The following is a 17,174-nucleotide window of genomic DNA, read 5'->3' as shown; positions in this document are numbered from 1 at the left end:
AGCGAGCCGGGCTGGTCGAGCCGGGCTGGGCCCCCACGGTCCCAACCCGGCCCCGTCGATCCTCCGTTCCGTCAAGGCGCGGGCAAGCCGGGATTCAGTTTCGGCTCCCGCTGAAACCCGTTCCCCTCAAGATCCGGACGGCACGCGGTCACGTGTCAGGGATTCCCTGATACTCGCCACGTGCCGGAGCAGCCGCGGATGACGGTCGTCGACGACGCCACGCCCCTGGGTGGCGCGTCGATCGACGTCGCGGCGCGCATCGCCTGGACGCTGCGGATGGCGCGGACGACCTCGGGCGCCCCCGACAGCCGGATGAGGTCGCTCGCCTCGTCACTGGGCACCAGCACCGCCCGGCTCTCGCGCGCCGAGACCGGACAGCTGCGCGACGGCTCGCTGGTCGACGGCTACGAGCAGGTGCTCGGCCTCCCCGAGGGGTCGCTGCGTGCGCCGATCGACGTGCTCGCGCGCACCTTCCCGTCGGCCAGCCCGCCGGACGTCCGGCCGGGGGAGGTGATCACGTCGGTGGCCGAGCTGTCCGAGCTCACCGAGCGGCTCGACTCGGGCACGACCGCGACCGGAGGTGACTGGCTGCGATGGACGCGGGCGATCGCGGCACCCGGCAACATCGGGATGCCCGTGCCGCTGGCCCAGCGCGTGGTCGGCCGGCTGGTGCGCGAGCTGGCCCGCTCGTGCGGCCACGGCTACCCGAGCCGCTACGAGGCTCTGGCCAAGCTCCGCTGCAGCGACTACGGCTTCCTCGTGCTCAGGGCCGCGCAGCACGAGGTCGCGCACCCGCATGCGCAGGGCCTCGCCGACCTGCTCAGCGCCGTGGGCGAGGCCGTCACCCCGGACGGGGTCGAGTGGTGCCTGGAGCTGCTGCGCTCGGACCAGGCCCACCTCGCGCTGTGCGGAGCCCTCGCGCTGGAGAACATGGGGGAGATCAGCCCGGCCGGCACCTTCTGGCCCGGGGTGCTCCCCGGGCTCGTCACGGCCTTCGACCGCTCCGAGCCGGGATCCTCGCAGGAGGAGTGGGCGGCGCACCTCGTCCGGCTGGTGCCGCCGGCGACGTGGCGCTCGTCCACCACCAAGCCGGGCCGGTCGCTGCCGCCGGCACCCGAGGTCGAGGGCTTCGACCGGCACCGGGCCAACCGCCAGTGGCAGCAGTGCGCGGCGATCGCCAGCGACGTCGGCCACGAGGTCGGGGTGGGCGACCAGCCGATGCTGGCCCGACTCGTCTTCGACATCGGCTACGGGCACTGGGAGACGCGTGGCGTCACCGGCTACCTCCTGCTGGCAGGGCTGCCCGCCCTGGCCGCCCCCGTGTGGGACCGGTTCCGGACGCTGGTCGACGCCGAGCCCGACCAGCGGATCCGTCACCGGATGGCCCGACGCCTCCACGGCGCCCTCGCCGGGCGGGCGATCCCCGGCATCGCGGAGTGGCTCGACTCGCCCGACCCCGTGCTGCGCTCCGCCGCGCTCCAGGTGCTGGGCTCGGCGGGGCAGGTGCTCCCGCTCGACGACGTACGCACCGCGCTCGCCGACCCGGGCACGGTCCGGGCCGCGACCTACGCGGTCGGCATGAGCGGGCACCCGGCGCTGCCGCGGATCGCCCGGGACAGGACGCTCGACGCGCACGTGCGTGGATCCCTGGCGTGGTGGCTGGAGCGGGGCTCGCGCCTCACCGTCTGAGGCCGGCCGCTCACGGGTGGGCCGGTCACTCCTCGCCGGTGATGGCCTCGTCGGGGCGTGCGGTGAGGTAGCGGTCGATGTAGTCGCGGGCGGTCTCGTGGATGCCGACCTCGTGGCCGGCGCGCTCCGAGAGGTACCACCGGTGCTCGAGGATCTCGTGGAAGACCTCGGCCGGCTCGAGCTTGCCGGTCGCGTCGGGCGGGATCATCGCCATGATCGGCTCGAAGATCTCGTGCATCCACTTGCTGGCGACCAGGTGGCGGTCCTCGCGCCCGAGGTCGAAGTGGGCGGTGAAGGCGGCGAGGTCGTTGAGCAGCCGACGGGCCTGGTTCTCCTCGACCGACATGCCGGTGAGCGCCTGGACCTCGCGGGCGTGGTGGCCGAGGTCGACGACCTTCGGCTGGATGCGGATGGTGTCGCCGCCGAGGTCGGTGACGATGTCGAGCTCGTCGACGTCGAAGCCGAGGTCGTTCAGCCGCTCGACGCGGCGCTCGATGCGCCACATCTCGTCGGCGCCGAACTCCTCGAGGTCGGTCAGCTCGCTCCACAGCGCCTCGTAGCGCTCGCGGAGGTGGCTGATGATCGCGAAGCCGTCGATCGGGTGCTGCACCGCACCGCTGGCGCTGAGGTCCATCAGCTCGGCGAAGATGTTCTCGCAGCCGACGGTGATGTCGTAGTCGCGCATCCGCTCGCTGACCGCCTCGTGCAGCTCGCCGGTCTCGGCGTCGACGAGGTAGGCCGCGAACTCGCCGGCGTTGCGACGGAAGAGCACGTTGGACAGCGACACGTCGCCCCAGAAGAAGCCGGCCAGGTGCAGGCGCACCAGCAGCACGACGATCGCGTCGATCAGCACCGGCACGTGCTCGGTGGTCATGCCGCGGCTGAAGAGGCTGCGGTAGGGCAACGAGAACTGCAGGTGCCGGGTGACCAGCGCAGCCGGCAGCTCCGTCCCGTCCGGGGCCTCGCGCCCGGTGACGACGCCCTGCGGGACGACCGAGGGCATCCCCAGCCGTTGCAGGTCGCGCAGCATCCGGTACTCCCGGAAGGCGATGTCGTCCTGGGTCTCCTTGACGGCGTAGACCCGCTCGCCGAGCCGCACGATCCGGACGACGTGCCGCGACAGCCCGCGCGGCAGGGGTACGACGACGTCGTCCGGCCAGCCCTCGAGCGGGGTGTCCCACGGCAGGCCGAGGATGGCCGGGTCCGGCCGGCTGGCGACGATCCGCATGGCCATCCGAGCAACCTACTCCGTCGTGACGCTCCACAGGTCGACCCGCGGGCCGTCGCTCGCCGGGACCTCGAGCCCGTCCGGTCCGGCGACCAGGTCGGCGCCGCCGGGCTCGGAGCCGAAGAGGTGCGTGGCACCGGCCAGCGGCAGGGTGAAGGCCGCGCCGCCCGCGCGGCGCGCGACCACCAGCACCGAGCCCTCGGGGTGCTCGCGCAGGTGGGCGATGGTGTCGTCGTCGACGTGCGCCCACCGCAGGCCCCCGCGGCGCAGGGCCGGGTGCGAGCGCCGCAGCCGGGCGAGGTCGGCGTACGCCGTCATCGTGGTGGTGTCCCACTCGTCGCTGAGGTGCCAGGGCATCGTCCGGCGGGCGTCCTCGCCGTTGACGCCCTCGAGCCCGATCTCGTCGCCGGCGAAGACCATCGGCACGCCGGGCAGGGTGAACTGCAGGCCCACGGCGACCCGGTGCACGGCGGCGTCGCCTCCGACCACCGTGCGGATCCGGGCGGAGTCGTGGGAGTCGAGGATGTTCCAGCTGTTGGCGCTCGCCCGCCACCCGAGCGTGCCTTGCCAGGCGCGGAAGGTGTCGACGACGGCCTGGCCGCCGCGCCGGGGCACCGGCACGGGACGGCCGAAGGCGCGCGCCGGCGACGCGGGGTCGCGCACCCACGACCAGACCGGCCACGAGAAGCCGGAGTAGTTCATCGTGCCGTGCCAGCCGTCCCCGTCGACGTCGCCGGTGGCGTCGTGGTTGTGCTCGCCGATGACCCACGGGTCCTCGCGCAGCGCGGCGGCGGTCGCGCGGGTGGCGCGCGCGACGTCGTGGGCGACGTCGATCGGGCCCAGGCGACCGGTCATGTTGGCGACGTCGATGCGCCAGCCGTCGACGTCGAAGGGCTTGCGCAGCCAGCGCCCGACGACCGAGTCCGGACCCTCGACCATCGCGGCGCGCAGGTCGGGGTCGGTGTGGTTGACCTTGGGCAGCGTGCCGTGGCCCATCCAGCAGGCGTAGGTGCCGTCGTCGTCGAAGTAGTAGTAGGTCCGGTGCGGCCCGGTGGGGTCGTCGCTGGCCGACAGGAACCACTCGTGCGTGTCGCCGGTGTGGTTGGTGGTGAGGTCGCCGAGGATCCGCCACCCGCGCTGGTGGACCGCGGTGCTGAGCCGGTCGTAGGCCGCGTCGCCGCCGAGGAGCGGGTCGACCTCGGTGAAGGTGGTCGCGTTGTAGCGGTGGTTGCTCTCGCCGGGGAAGACCGGTGTCGTGTAGAGGATGTCGGCCCCGACCCGCTCGATGTGGTCGAGGTGCTCGGTGATGCCGTCGAGGTCGCCGCCGAAGAGCTGCATCGGGGTGCGCGGGTCGGTGCCCTCGAAGGCCACCTCGTCGTCCCACGCAGCGGCCAGGGCCCAGTCGGGCAGCTCGCGCGAGTCGGCCGCCGCCGAGCGGGCGAACCGGTCGGGGAACACCTGGTAGACGACGCCGTCGCGGCCCCAGTCGGGAGCCGCCGGGTAGGCGGCCAACCGGAAGTCGGCCCCGTCCGGGACGTCGTGGGCCACCAGGCCGGCGCCGGTCAGCCACTCCTGCTCCTCGCCCGTCACGAGCAGGAAGCGGTAGTGGGTCACCGGGTTGTGGACCGGCAGCTCGGCAGCCCACCAGACCACGCCGCCCTCGGTCGAGGCGGTCGTCGGGTGGTAGACCGGTTCGGCGTCGTAGGTCGTGCGCAGCCAGACCGCGTCGACCGGGTGGCTCGCGCTCGTGCGCACCCGGACGACCACGGTGTCGCCCAGCGTCGGCGCCTCGTCGGAGACGAACAGCGCGGAGCCGTCGTGGTGGGGGAGGTGGAGGAGGCTCACGGGCCCCATCCTTCCTCACCTAGGATGGCCGCCGCGCCGCAAGGCGCACGCCGGTGTAGCTCAGTTGGTAGAGCGTTTCTCTTGTAAAGAAAATGTCGCGGGTTCGATTCCTGTCACCGGCTCGACCCCTTGCTGCTGGACCGTCAGCGGACCTGCTCGACCACGAACTCGTTGGCCGGCGACGCGATCGCGTCCTGGGCCTCGATGAGGCGCAGCTCGCGCTCACCGGACTCGTGGGTCGCCCTGAGGACGGCGAAGACCGACGACGCCGTGCGGGCGAGCGCGTCGGCGGCGGAGCCGGTGGTCCTCAGGTGCGCGGTGAAGAGCGCGGCGGTGATGTCGCCCGAGCCGTTGGCCTTCATCGGCAGGCGCGGGGTGGTGACCAGCCAGGCCTCGTCGCCGGTGACGGCGAGCATCTCGATCGAGTCCTCGGGCGCGCCGATCCGGACGACCGAGGTGACCAGCACGGTCGACGGGCCGAGCGCGCGCACCTCGTCGACGGCCTCGAGGACGCTCTCCAGCGACGACGCCCCGCTGAGCCCGTCGCGGTCGGTGATGAAGCCGAGCTCGAACTGGTTGGGCGTCAGCAGGTCGGCGACGGGGATGATCGTCGAGCGGTACTTCGGCGGGATCGCCGGGTTGACGAAGCAGCCCGAGGTCGCGTTGCCCATGACCGGGTCGCAGGTGTACGTCGCCTCGGGGTTGGCGGCCTTGACCTGCGCGACCGCGTCGACGATGACGTCCGCGATCTCCGGCGAGCCCTGGTAGCCCGACAGGATCGCGTCGCAGGTCGCGAACGCGCCGCGCTCGCCGATGCCGGTGATCACCTCGGCGACGTCCTCGGCGGCGATCAGCGGCCCGCGCCACTCGCCGTACCCGGTGTGGTTGGAGAAGTTCACCGTGAGGACCGGCCACACCTCGTGACCGAGGCGCTGGAGCGGGAAGACGGCTGCGGAGTTGCCGACGTGGCCGTAGGCGACGTGGGACTGGATCGAGAGGACGCGCACGTCCCGAGGGTAGTCCCGCGCGGTCAGGCCACCTGCAGGGACCGCTTGGACAGGCCCATCCAGTAGCCGTCGATCACCTGGATGCCGGGTACGTCGGCGGCGGTCGCGGCGCCCAGCGTCACGAACAGCGGCGTGTAGTGCTCGACGGTCGGGTGGGCGTACGGCATGCCGGGCGCCTTCGCCCGGTAGTCCGACAGGGTGTCCACGTCACCGCGGGCGAGCGCCTCGGCCGCCCAGAGGTCGAAGTCCGTGGACCACCCCGGAGCGGCCGCGTCGATGCGGAACTCCTTGAGGAACGGCAGGCCGTGGGTGAGGAAGCCGGAGCCGATGATGAGCACGCCCTCCTCGCGGAGCGGACGCAGCCGCTCGCCGAGCCTCATCAGCCGGTGCGGGTCGTCGGTGGGCAGCGACATCTGCAGGACCGGGATGTCGGCCTCGGGGTACATGATCTTCAGCGGCACCCAGGCGCCGTGGTCGAGGCCGCGCGAGACGTGCTGGTGCACGGGCTCGCCGGTCGGCATCATCGCCGCGACCCGCTGCGCCAGCGCCGTGGCGTCGGGCGTCTCGTAGGTCATCTGGTAGTACTTCGGCGCGAACCCGCCGAAGTCGTAGACCAGCGGCGCACCGCTGGCCGTCAGGCTCACGGGGGCCGACTCCCAGTGCGCGGAGACGATGAGGATCGCCTTGGGGCGGGGAAGGTCCTTCGCCCAGGCGGCCAGCTGCCCCGACCAGATCGGGTCGTCGAGCAGCGGCGGCGCGCCATGGCCGATGTAGAGCGCAGGCATGGAGTCAGTCATGGTCACCTCAATAGTCCGGAATTCAACTATATTCCCGAAGCGGGCTGATGGCAATCGACCGGCTGCCCGTGGAGGTCAGCGTGGAGGTACGTCGTCGTAGGCCGGCAGCGTCCAGTCGACGGGCGCGGCACCCTGCTCCTCGAGCAGCCGGTTGACCTGGCTGAAGGGCTTCGACCCGAAGAAGCCGCGCCGCGCGCTGAGCGGGGAGGGGTGCACCGACTCGACCCACGGGATCGACCCGAGCAACGGCTTGAGGTTCTTCGCGTGGCTGCCCCAGAGGATCGCCACGCACGGTCCGCCGCGCTCGGCGAGGGCGGTGATCGCGCGCTCGGTGACGGCCTCCCAGCCCTTGCCCTGGTGGCTGTTGGAGTCGCCGGGCCGGACGGTGAGCGACCTGTTGAGCAGCATCACGCCCTGGTCGGCCCACGCGGAGAGGTCGCCGTGCCTGGGCGGCACGATGCCGAGGTCGTCGCGGAGCTCGACGTAGATGTTGAGCAGGCTCGGCGGGAGCGGCCACACGTGCCGCTCGACGGCGAAGCTCAGCCCGATCGGGTGCGACGGGTTCGGGTAGGGGTCCTGCCCGACCACCAGGACGCGGACGTCGGCGAGCGGGCGCTCGAACGCCCGGAAGATCCGCTCGGCGCCGGGCTGGTAGCCGCGACCGGCGGCCTCCTCGTCGCGGAGGAATCGGCCCATCGCGGCGACCTGGTCGTCGACCGGCTCCAGCGCGGCGGCCCAGTCCGCCGCCATCCGACCCGAGTCGACCAGTCCCGTCAAGGAGCTCATCAGCGCTCCCCCCGCGACGGCCGCTGCAGCCGGTCGAGGAACGCCACCAGCAGGGCCTCCCGCATGGCGGGCGAGGCCACGTCGAGCATCGCGTTGACCTCGGCCATCCGGGTCGGCAGCTCGAGCTCCCCGTCCGCCGACGCACCCACCAGCCCCGACGCGGCGAGCAGCCCGTCGAAGTCGTCGTCGCCCAGCGCGGCCGGGTCCAGCGCCTCGATGAAGGCGACCACGCCCGGGTCGACGGAGACCGGGCCGGCCGCCACGGCGGCGGCGACCGACTCCGCGAGCGCGGTCGCGAGCTCGTCGACGTGCGCGAGGGTGCCCGCGCTGACCGACAGGTGGATGCTCGGCCCGTCGTCGGCGTGCGACAGCTGCGGCTGGACGTACCACCCGCGTGCGAGGAGCTCGTCGGTCAGCGTGAACGGGTCGAGCGAGTCGTCGGTCGCGAGCGTCACGAGCGTCGAGTCCGGCGGCACGACCAGCCGCAGCGCCGGGGAGGCGTCGATCTCCGCCACGATCGCGTCGACCGCCTCGAAGGCGCGTCCGGCCAGCGCGAGGTAGCCGTCGTCGCCGACGTGCTCGACCACGGCCCACGTCCCGGCGATCGGCCCGCCGGACCGCGTCGACTGCGTCGTCGCGTTGAGCATCGTGTAGCCCGGCCACGCGGCCGAGGCGAAGAACTGCGGCCTGCGCAGCGACGCCTCGCGGTGCAGCAGCAGCGACGTGCCCTTGGGGGCGTAGGCGTACTTGTGGGTGTCGACGCTGATCGAGGTGACCCCCTCGACGGCGAAGGTCCACGGCGGCACCTCGCGCCCCAGCCGGGCGGCGTACGGCAGCACCCAGCCGCCGATGCACGCGTCGACGTGGCAGCGCACCCCACGCGCTGCGGCGGCCGCGGCGACCTCGGTGACCGGGTCGACCACGCCGTGGGCGTACGACGGCGCGCTGGCCACGACGAGCACGGTCGAGTCGTCGATCGCGGCCGCCATCGCCGCAGGGTCGGCGCGGAAGTCGGGGCCGACCGGAACGAGCACGGCCCCGACGCCGAAGTAGTGCGCGGCCTTGTGGAACGCGGCGTGCGCGGTGCTCGGCAGCACCATCGTGGGCCGTACGACGTCGGGGCGGGCGTCACGGGCGCCCTGGACCGCCAGCAGGATCGACTCCGTGCCGCCCGAGGTCACCGTGCCGACGGCCGAGGCGGGCGCGTCGAGCAGGTCGCAGGCGAAGCCGACGAGCTCGTTCTCCATCTGGAGCAGGGACGGGAAGGCAGTCGGGTCGAGCGCGTTGGACGCGGCGTAGGCGGCCACCGCCTCCCGTGCGATGCGGTCGACCGTGGGCTCACCGGAGTCGTAGACGTAGGCCAGGGTCCGGCCACCGTGCACCGGCAGGTCTGCGCCCTGGAGCGCCTTCAGCCGCTCGAGCGGGCCGAGGGGACTGGTCACGCGGTGCTCCGTCATGCAGGGGCTCCTTCCGCAGCCGCCACCTCGGCGGCGTCGAGGGTGTACTGGCGCAGCCACCACAGGCTGAGCAGGGTCAGCGCGGCCGGGAGCAGCGAGAAGCCGAGCGTGATCGCGGTCAGCGCCGAGCCGGGCTGGGTGATCTCACGTCCGTCGCTGGAGAGGTAGCCACCGAGGGCGAGCACGACGGCGAAGACGGCCGGGCCGAGCGCGAGGCCCAGGGTCTCCCCGGCGGTCCAGACACCGGTGTAGACACCCGTGCGGTTCTCGCCGGTCCTCGCGGAGTCGACGGCGGCCGCGTCAGGCAGCATCGCCATCGGGAAGACCTGGCAGCCCGCGTAGCCGACGCCGACGAGCGCGGTCGCGGCGAACACGACGCCCGCCGGCGCCACCTGCGCGGACGCCGCCAGCAGGGCGCCGGCGGCCAGGATGAGCGAGGAGATGACGTAGCCGCGGCGCTTGCCCACCCGCATGCCGAACGAGGTCCAGACCGGCGTCAGCAGCAGCGCCGGTCCGACGAAGCAGACGAAGAGGATCGTGGCCGCGCCGGTGCTCTCGAGGACGTCGCCCGCGAGGTAGTCGACGCCCGCCAGCATGCAACCGGTCGCCAGGGCCTGCAGCACGAACGTCGTCAGCAGCACCCGGAAGTCCCTGGCCCGACCGACGATCCGCAGCTGCTCGCGCAGCGACCCCGCACCGGCCGCCACCGCGCCGATCGGCGCCCGCCGGGTGCCCCACCACGCGCTCACCACGCCGACCACGATCAGCACGGCCATCACCACGCCCATCACGCGGTAGCCGTCACGCCCGCCGACCGCGTCGCGGATGACCGGCGCCGTGGCCCCGGCCAGCATGATCGTGAACGCCAGGATCGCGACCCGCCACGTCATCAACCGCGTGCGCTCGTCGTAGGACGACGTGATCTCCGCCGGCATCGCGACGTAGGGCACCTGGAAGAAGGCGTACGCCGTGGCCGCCAGCACGAAGAACACCAGCACCCAGCCGGCCTCGAGCAGCTGGCTGCCGAGGTCGGGTGCGGCGAAGATCAGGGCGAACGCACCGGCCAGCATCAGCCCCGCCCGGATCAGCCACGGGCGACGCGGACCGGCCGGGTCGAGGGTGCGGTCACTGACCCGGCCGGCGATCGGGTTGAGCACGACGTCCCACGCCTTCGGCAGGAAGACGATCACGCCCGCCCAGAGCGCGGCGATGCCCAGCTCGTCGGTGAGGTACGGCAGCAGCATCAGGCCCGGCACCGTGCCGAAGGCGCCCGTGGCGACCGAGCCGCTGCCGTAGCCGATCCGGACGGAGCGAGGAAGCCGGGCTGCCTCGCCCGGCGTCGTCGTGGTGCTCACTGCTGGCCCAGCGCCCGCGACCCGGCGGAGCCGTAGCGGCGTGAGGGGTTGGAGCCGATGGTGCTGGCCGACGACTTCTTCGCGGCTGTCTTCTTCGCGGCGGTCTTCGCCGGAGCCTTCTTCACCGGAGCCTTCTTCGCAGCAGCCTTCCGGGGTGCGGCCTTCTTCGCGGCAGCCTTCTTCGCCGGAGCCTTCTTCGCAGCGGCCTTCTTCGCAGTGGCCTTCCGGGCCACCGGCACCACGCCGACCGACCACTCCTCGACCCACTCGTCGATCGCGGTCCACGTCGTCCCGCGCGCGGCGCGGCCGGTGAGCATGCCGAGGTGGCCGCCGGGCACGACCTCGAAACGCACCTGCCGTGAGCCGGCCAGCAGCGGCACCACGGCACGTACGGCAGGCAGGGGCGCGATGCCGTCGGTGTTGCCGGCGAAGACGAGCACCGGCACCTCGATCGCAGCCAGGTCGACGGTGCGCGAGCCGATGTCCATGCTGCCGCCCGCGAGGGCGTTGCCCTTGACGAAGCGGTGGTAGAGCTGGCCGAACGTCCGGCCCGGGTAGGCCGTCATGTTGGCGCGGAACCGGTCGACCGCCTCGAGCTGGGCGAGGTAGTCGGTGTCGTCGAGGTGGGTGAGGACGGCCAGTGGCTTGGTCACCAGCTTCTGCGCCGACGCGGCGTTGAACGCCCAGTTGACGAGGGGGACCGGAACCCCTCCGAGCGCGCGGTAGGCGCGGGTGATCGCGCCCCGGCCCTGCGTGAGGTTGAGCAGTGGCCGGACGGGCGCCACCAGCGGCACCTTGCGGACGTCGACGGGCGAGCCGAGCACGGTCAGGGAGGCGATCGGCAGGTCCCGCCGGTCGGCGGCGGTGAGGAGGGCGAAGAGCCCGCCCAGGCTCCAGCCGACGAGGTGCACGCCGCGGCCGCCGGAGTGCTCGTGCACGGCCCGGACCGCCTCGGGCAGGACCTCGTCGACCCAGTGCTCGACGCCGAGCGACCGGTTCTTGAACGACACCTGCCCGTACTCCAGCAGGTAGGTAGGGCGCCCCTGGGCGACGAGGTGCTCGACCAGGGAGCAGCCGCGGCGCAGGTCGAAGCACAGTGCCGGCGCGGCCAGCGGGGTCACCAGGAGCACCGGGTCGCCGCTCTCGGGCACGTCCCTGGCCGGGCGGTAGTGGTAGACCTCGCGCAGCTCGCCGTCGTCGATGAGCGTCCGGGGCATCGGGCGCAGGTCGGCGAGCCCGCCGTAGAGCACGGTGTGCGCGACATTTCCGGCCGCCGCGACCACCTGGTCGGGCGTGGGGATCAGGTCCATGGGAAGAATCTACGCACCGGGTGCATCCAACCGCGGTGTTCGCACCGAGAAGGTGAGGACAGGGTGCCGACCGGCACCCCCGATGGAAGGAAACCCTCGATGAACCGACGCGTTCCCGCCCTCCTCGCCGCTTCTGCCCTCGCGCTCGGCGCGATGGCGACGGCTCCCGCCGCGACCGCCCAGGTGGCCTCCACCAAGGCAGGCGACGACAGCCTCGCCGCGCTGCTGACGGCCGACGGCAACAAGTTCGACAACAACAAGAATGACTTCGACATCACGACCGAGGCCGTCCTCGCCGTCATCGCCGCCAAGCCGGACTCGCCGGTCGCGCTCCTCGCCGACGGCTCGCAGCGCCTGACCGCGTTCGTGCCCACCGACGAGGCCTTCCGCCTGCTGGCCAAGGACCTCACCGGCAAGACCATCAAGAGCGAGAAGAAGATCTTCAGCTCGCTCGTGGAGCTCGCCGGTGTCGACACCATCGAGACCGTCCTGCTCTACCACGTGGTCCCGGGCAAGACGCTCACCAGCAACAAGGTGCTCAAGGCCAACGGCGCCTCGCTCAAGACCGCGGCCGGCAAGACCCTCAAGGTCAAGGTGCGCACCAAGCCGTCCGTGTCGGTCACCTTGAAGGACAAGGACAAGAACGCCCAGGACCCGATGGCGGTCCTGAAGCTCCTCGACCTCAACAAGGGCAACAAGCAGGTCGCGCACGGCATCGACCGCGTGCTGCGCCCGATCGACCTCTGAGAAGAGGCTGGCGCGCCGGTCGAGCGGCTCACCCCGCTGCTCGGCCGGCGCCCGGCAAGTACCTTGTCCCCGTGGTGAGTGGGGTGAGCGAGTTCGAGGGCCGAGACGACGTCCGGTCCCTCGCCTCGCGCCTGGTCGCGGGTGAGGAGTCGGCGCTCGAGGCCATCTTCGATCGCTGGTCGGCCCTGGTGCACACCTTCGCCCTCCGCGCCCTCGCCGACCACCACGACGCCGAGGAGGTCACCCAGCAGGTGTTCGTCGCGGCCTGGCAGGGGCGCCACACGCTGGTCCCGACCCCGGGGGCGCTACCGGCCTGGCTCCTCGGGATCGCCCGCCACAAGGTCGCCGACGTGCGGGCCGCGCGTGCGCGCGACGTGCGCAAGGTGACGCGCGTCGCCGCGGTCCCGGACCCCGTGACGGTCGTCGACGACGAGCTGGTCGACCGGGTCGTGGTACGCCAGGTGGTCGAGGAGATGCCCGATCCGCGCCGCACGATCCTGCGGCTCGCATTTTGGGGTGACCTGACACACAACCAGATCGCCGACCGCACCGAACTACCACTGGGCACCGTGAAGAGCCACCTGCGCAGGGGGCTGCTGGAGCTCCATCGCCGACTCGAGGAGGTGCGCGATGACCCATCCTCATCCTGACGACCTCGCGGGCCTGGTGCTCGACGGCTCCGACGTGGACCCGCTCGTCCGCGAGCACGTGTCCGGCTGCGAGGACTGCGCCGCCCTGGTCGACCGGCTGGCCGGCGTCCGGTCGACGGCCGTCGAGTCCGAGGCGCTGGTCGCCCCGCCCGAGGACGTACGCCGCCGGGTGCTCGCCGAGATCGCGGGCTCGAGCGCCCAGGTGGTGCCGCTGACCCCGCCCTCGAACCGTCGTCGTGCCCTGCCGACCTGGGTCGCCGGGCTCGCCGCCGCCGTCGCGCTGGTGGTCGGCCTCGGCCTGGGCAGGTTGACCCTCGACGACCCCGCTCCCTCGCCGGATCCGCGCGACCCGGCGACCGTGGTCGCCGCGGCCGACCTCACGGCCCTCGACAGCGAGCAGTCGCGTGGCGTGGCCGAGGTCGTGCGTGACGCCGACGCCGTCACGCTGCGCGTCGAGGCGCGCGACCTCGGCGAGGAGGACGGCTTCCACGAGGTCTGGCTGATCAACCTCGACGGCAACCGGATGGTGGCCCTGGGAGTGCTCGGCGACGGTGAGTCGGGGGAGTTCCGGGTGCCCGGCGACCTCGTCGACGAGGGCTACCGGATCGTCGACATCTCCATCGAGCCCGACGACGGCGACCCCACCCACTCCGGGGTGAGCCTCGCCCGCGGCGAGCTCGCCTGAGCCGACACTGCCGTGCACCGTTCGCGCGCGGTTCCTCGACATCGCCCGGCGCGAGGGCTAGGCATGACCCATGAGGTGGAGGTACGCGATCCTGGGCGGCGCAGCGGCGGCCACTGCGGCGACGGCGGCGCACGACCTGGTCCAGAGGAAGCACGCGATCCTGCGCAACTTCCCTGTCCTGGGCCACGGCCGGTTCCTGGTCGAGAAGGTCGGTCCCGAGCTGCGCCAGTACATCGTCACCGGCAACGACGAGGAGCGGCCGTTCAGCCGTGACCAGCGCCGCTGGGTCTATGCCAGCTCCAAGATGGAGAACAACTACTTCGGCTTCGGCACCGACAACGACGTCGAGAACCTCACGGGCTACCCGATCATCAAGCACCGCACCTTCACCGGCCCCGGTGCCGCGACCATGCCGCACGCGCAGGAGGAGATCGCGCTGCCCTGCGCGAAGGTGATGGGCGCGGCGCGGGGTCGTACGCACTCCTTCCGCCCGCAGTCGGTCGTGAACATCTCCGGGATGAGCTTCGGCTCGCTGTCGGGCAAGGCCGTCGAGTCGCTCAACAAGGGCGCCGCCATGGCCGGCTGCCTCCAGAACACCGGCGAGGGTGCGCTCTCGCCGCACCACCGCCACGGCGGCGACATCGTCTTCCAGATCGGCACCTCCTACTTCGGCTGCCGCGACGAGCACGGCCGCTTCGACCTGGCCCGGCTCGTCGACCTCGTGCAGTCCGCTCCGGTCAGGGCGATCGAGGTCAAGCTCAGCCAGGGCGCCAAGCCTGGCCTCGGCGGCATGCTGCCGGGGGAGAAGGTCAGCAAGGAGATCGCCGAGATCCGGGGCATCCCCCAGGGCAAGGACTGTGCGTCGCCGAGCCGCCACGAGGTGTTCGGCGACGTCGACTCGATGCTCGACTTCGTGGAGACCGTCGCCCAGGCGACCGGCCTGCCGGTCGGCATCAAGTCAGCCGTCGGCAACCTGACGATGTGGGACGAGCTCACCGCGGCGATGGCCGACGGCCAGCGCGGCGTCGACTTCGTCAACATCGACGGTGGTGAGGGCGGCACCGGTGCCGCGCCGATGATCTTCTCCGACTCGGTGGCCTACCCCTTCCGGATCGCCTTCGCCGAGGTCTACCGCCGCTTCGCCACCGCGGGCCTCACCGACGACGTGGTCTTCATCGGCGCCGGCAAGCTCGGCATCCCGGAGAACGCGATCGTCGCCTTCGCCCTCGGCGCCGACATGGTCAACGCCGGCCGCGAGGCGATGATGTCGATCGGCTGCATCCAGGCGCAGAAGTGCCACACCGACCACTGCCCGGTCGGCGTCGCCACGCAGAACCCGCGCTACACCCGTGGCCTCGACGTGTCGCTCAAGAGCGTGCGAGCGGCCAACTACGTCCGCTCCATGCGCCGCGACCTGCTCAAGGTCTCCGAGGCGATCGGGGTCGTGCACCCGGGCCTGATCTCCCCGCGCGACATCGACATCCTCGACGGCACCCGCTCGGCCGTCGGGCTCGCCGAGACCTACGGCTACGACCCGACGTGGCCCCGGCTGGGCGAGCGCCTCGTCAAGGAGATCGAGGCGCTCATGGTCGCGCAGGACGCCACCGACCACACCGTGGACGAGGTGCGGCCGGGCCGCTAGTCAGCCGGCGTGCGGCTTGCGCGTCGCCTTGTCGTGGTGCTCGGGCAGCGTCTCGAGCTCGTGGAGGAAGTCGGCCGCCCAGCGGGCGACGTCGTGCTGGACGACGGTCTTGCGCATCGCGCGCATCCGGCGGCCGGTCTCCTTGTCGTCGGCGGCGTAGGCCTCGAGGAGAGCTGCCTTCATGCCGTCGATGTCGTAGGGGTTGACCAGCCAGGCCTGCCGCAGCTCCTGCGCGGCTCCGGCGAACTCGGAGAGGACCAGCGCCCCGTCGTCCTCGTAGCGGCAGGCGACGTACTCCTTGGCGACGAGGTTCATCCCGTCGCGGAACGGCGTCACCACCATCACGTCGGCGGCGCGGTAGAGCGCGGCCATCTCCTCGCGCGGGTAGGAGGAGTGCATGTAGGAGATCGCCGGGCGACCGATGCGTCCCTCGTCGCCGTTGATCCGGCCGACGAGCCGCTCGATCTCGTCGCGGAGGATGCGGTACTGCTCGACGCGCTCGCGCGACGGGGTCGCGACCTGCACGAAGACGGCGTCCTCGACGTCGATGTGGCCGTCGCGGACGAGCTCGCCGAAGGCGCGCAGCCGGGAGTAGATGCCCTTGGTGTAGTCGAGCCGGTCGACGCCGAGGAAGATCTTCTTCGGGTTGCCGAGGGCGGAGCGGATGTCCTCAGCACGCTTCGCCACGCCCTCGGAGCGGGCGAGCTCCTCGAAGCCGGCGGTGTCGATCGAGATCGGGAACGCCGTCGCCCTCACCGGCCGGCCGTCGGGCAGGTAGATCGTGTCGCGGTGCGTCTTGTGGCCCACCCGGCTGCGCACCAGGCGGACGAAGTTGGCGGCCGCCCCCGGCAGCTGGAAGCCGATCAGATCGGCACCGAGCAGCCCCTCGAGGATCTGGCGGCGCCACGGCAGCTGCGAGAAGAGCTCGGCGGGCGGGAACGGGATGTGGAGGTAGAAGCCGATCCGCAGGTCGGGTCGCCGGTCGCGCAGCATCTGCGGCACCAGCTGGAGCTGGTAGTCCTGCACCCAGACCGTCGCCCCCTCGGCGGCCACCTCGGCGGCCCGGGCGGCGAAGCGCTCGTTGACCGAGACGTAGGAGTCCCACCACTCACGGTGGAATTCCGGCTTGGCGACCACGTCGTGGTAGAGCGGCCACAGCGTGCCGTTGGAGAATCCCTCGTAGAACTCCTCGACCTCCTGCGAGCTCATCGAGACCGGCACCAGCGAGAGCCCGTCCTCGACGAACGGGTCGAACTCGTCCTCGTCGGCCGAGCCCGGCCAGCCGATCCAGGCGCCGTCGTTGGCGCGCATCACCGGCTCGAGGGCCGAGACCAGGCCGCCGGGGGAGCGTCGCCACGAGACGCCCCCGTCGGGCAGCGTCACCCGGTCCACGGGGAGGCGGTTGGCCACGATCACGAGGTCTGCCTGCGGGACGGTGGTCACGTCGTCACCCTATCGACGCACGGTGACGGGCGGGTCACCCCTCCGTGGCCGTCCGGTGCCCCGACGGGGACCGGTCGACCGCGACCGAGGGTCCGCCCGAGTTTGTCCAGACGACTCGCCGGAGGCGAATGACATCGTTGTCGTTCGTCACCTAGACTGACCGCAGTCCGCCCGGCCACGGGTGGACGTGGGGTCGAGGAGGAGATGGCACGGATGGACGCCGCCAAGCACATCGCAGCCGAGCAGGAGACTGCTGCCGGGCTGAGCCAGCGCGACCGCGACATCCTGGAGTTCGAGCGCCACTGGTGGAAGTACGCCGGTGCCAAGGAGCAGGCGGTGCGCGAGAACTTCGACATGTCCTCCACCCGCTACTACCAGGTCCTCAACGCGCTCATCGACCGTCCCGAGGCCCTCGAGGCCGACCCGTTGCTGGTGCGCCGCCTCCGCCGGCTGCGCGCCTCGCGCCAGCGCCAGCGCTCCGCCCGCCGCCTCGGCTTCGAGATCTGACGGGCGTCCACCTCCACCACTCACGA

The 17,174-nt window shown here is 72.2% G+C and carries 15 protein-coding genes and 1 tRNA gene; 7 read left to right on the top strand and 9 right to left on the bottom strand.

The window, feature by feature from the left end:
- Window positions 1–180 precede the first annotated feature (180 nt).
- The gene (locus EUA93_RS03050) at window positions 181–1,689 is read left to right on the top strand and encodes a HEAT repeat domain-containing protein (protein WP_129398627.1); all 1,509 of its coding nucleotides are present in this window, start codon (window positions 181–183) and stop codon (window positions 1,687–1,689) included.
- 25 nt (window positions 1,690–1,714) lie between these two features.
- Here EUA93_RS03050 and EUA93_RS03045 read toward each other — a convergent pair whose 3' ends face one another.
- Together EUA93_RS03045 and EUA93_RS03040 are read right to left on the bottom strand one after the other, a co-directional pair.
- Entirely contained in the window at window positions 1,715–2,923 is a 1,209-nt protein-coding gene (locus tag EUA93_RS03045; RefSeq protein WP_129398625.1) for a DUF4032 domain-containing protein, read from the bottom strand.
- A 9-nt stretch (window positions 2,924–2,932) separates the two neighbouring features.
- Window positions 2,933–4,762, bottom strand: coding sequence for a glycoside hydrolase family 13 protein (locus EUA93_RS03040; protein ID WP_129398623.1), 1,830 nt, complete (start codon window positions 4,760–4,762; stop codon window positions 2,933–2,935).
- A 49-nt stretch (window positions 4,763–4,811) separates the two neighbouring features.
- On the opposite strand from EUA93_RS03040, the gene EUA93_RS03035 reads away from it, so the two are divergent.
- A tRNA-Thr gene (locus EUA93_RS03035) sits at window positions 4,812–4,884 on the top strand.
- 21 nt (window positions 4,885–4,905) lie between these two features.
- Here the strand turns inward: EUA93_RS03035 and pdxY are convergent.
- From pdxY to EUA93_RS03005, 6 genes are all read right to left on the bottom strand, one after another.
- A complete protein-coding gene (gene pdxY / locus EUA93_RS03030) occupies window positions 4,906–5,769 on the bottom strand; it encodes a pyridoxal kinase PdxY (RefSeq protein WP_129398621.1) in 864 nt (287 codons plus the stop codon).
- A gap of 23 nt (window positions 5,770–5,792) precedes the next feature.
- Window positions 5,793–6,566 carry a dioxygenase family protein gene (locus tag EUA93_RS03025; RefSeq protein WP_129398619.1) on the bottom strand — a complete coding sequence of 258 codons (774 nt, stop codon included), beginning with the start codon at window positions 6,564–6,566 and terminating at the stop codon, window positions 5,793–5,795.
- A 75-nt stretch (window positions 6,567–6,641) separates the two neighbouring features.
- On the bottom strand, window positions 6,642–7,352 hold the full coding sequence (locus EUA93_RS03020; protein WP_129398617.1) for a uracil-DNA glycosylase: 711 nt from the start codon (window positions 7,350–7,352) through the stop codon (window positions 6,642–6,644).
- The gene (locus tag EUA93_RS03015; RefSeq protein ID WP_129398616.1) at window positions 7,352–8,809 is read right to left on the bottom strand and encodes a pyridoxal phosphate-dependent decarboxylase family protein; all 1,458 of its coding nucleotides are present in this window, start codon (window positions 8,807–8,809) and stop codon (window positions 7,352–7,354) included. The genes EUA93_RS03020 and EUA93_RS03015 overlap by 1 nt, the downstream gene beginning before the upstream one ends.
- Window positions 8,806–10,164, bottom strand: coding sequence for an MFS transporter (locus EUA93_RS03010; RefSeq protein WP_129398614.1), 1,359 nt, complete (start codon window positions 10,162–10,164; stop codon window positions 8,806–8,808). The genes EUA93_RS03015 and EUA93_RS03010 overlap by 4 nt, the downstream gene beginning before the upstream one ends.
- Entirely contained in the window at window positions 10,161–11,474 is a 1,314-nt protein-coding gene (locus tag EUA93_RS03005; RefSeq protein WP_129398613.1) for an alpha/beta fold hydrolase, read from the bottom strand. Before EUA93_RS03005 ends, EUA93_RS03010 begins: the two co-directional genes overlap by 4 nt.
- A 99-nt stretch (window positions 11,475–11,573) precedes the next feature.
- On the opposite strand from EUA93_RS03005, the gene EUA93_RS03000 reads away from it, so the two are divergent.
- The 4 genes from EUA93_RS03000 (at window position 11,574) to EUA93_RS02985 (ending at window position 15,198) form a co-directional block, all read left to right on the top strand.
- On the top strand, window positions 11,574–12,221 hold the full coding sequence (locus EUA93_RS03000; protein WP_129398611.1) for a fasciclin domain-containing protein: 648 nt from the start codon (window positions 11,574–11,576) through the stop codon (window positions 12,219–12,221).
- Between the two features lie 83 nt (window positions 12,222–12,304).
- Window positions 12,305–12,871 carry an RNA polymerase sigma factor gene (locus EUA93_RS02995; RefSeq protein ID WP_129398609.1) on the top strand — a complete coding sequence of 189 codons (567 nt, stop codon included), beginning with the start codon at window positions 12,305–12,307 and terminating at the stop codon, window positions 12,869–12,871.
- Complete coding sequence (locus tag EUA93_RS02990; protein WP_129398607.1) at window positions 12,852–13,556, top strand: anti-sigma factor; 705 nt, start codon at window positions 12,852–12,854, stop codon at window positions 13,554–13,556. Before EUA93_RS02995 ends, EUA93_RS02990 begins: the two co-directional genes overlap by 20 nt.
- A 70-nt stretch (window positions 13,557–13,626) precedes the next feature.
- Window positions 13,627–15,198 carry an FMN-binding glutamate synthase family protein gene (locus EUA93_RS02985; RefSeq protein WP_129398605.1) on the top strand — a complete coding sequence of 524 codons (1,572 nt, stop codon included), beginning with the start codon at window positions 13,627–13,629 and terminating at the stop codon, window positions 15,196–15,198.
- Here EUA93_RS02985 and EUA93_RS02980 read toward each other — a convergent pair whose 3' ends face one another.
- Complete coding sequence (locus tag EUA93_RS02980; protein WP_129398603.1) at window positions 15,199–16,641, bottom strand: alpha,alpha-trehalose-phosphate synthase (UDP-forming); 1,443 nt, start codon at window positions 16,639–16,641, stop codon at window positions 15,199–15,201.
- 213 nt (window positions 16,642–16,854) lie between these two features.
- Here EUA93_RS02980 and EUA93_RS02975 point away from each other — a divergent pair, with 213 nt between their 5' ends.
- Window positions 16,855–17,148 carry a DUF3263 domain-containing protein gene (locus EUA93_RS02975; RefSeq protein ID WP_207208591.1) on the top strand — a complete coding sequence of 98 codons (294 nt, stop codon included), beginning with the start codon at window positions 16,855–16,857 and terminating at the stop codon, window positions 17,146–17,148.
- Window positions 17,149–17,174: the final 26 nt, after the last annotated feature.

The sequence above is a fragment of the Nocardioides oleivorans genome (assembly GCF_004137255.1).
Taxonomy (GTDB): Bacteria; Actinomycetota; Actinomycetes; order Propionibacteriales; family Nocardioidaceae; genus Nocardioides; species Nocardioides oleivorans.
This window is presented reverse-complemented; position numbering and strand designations above follow the sequence as displayed.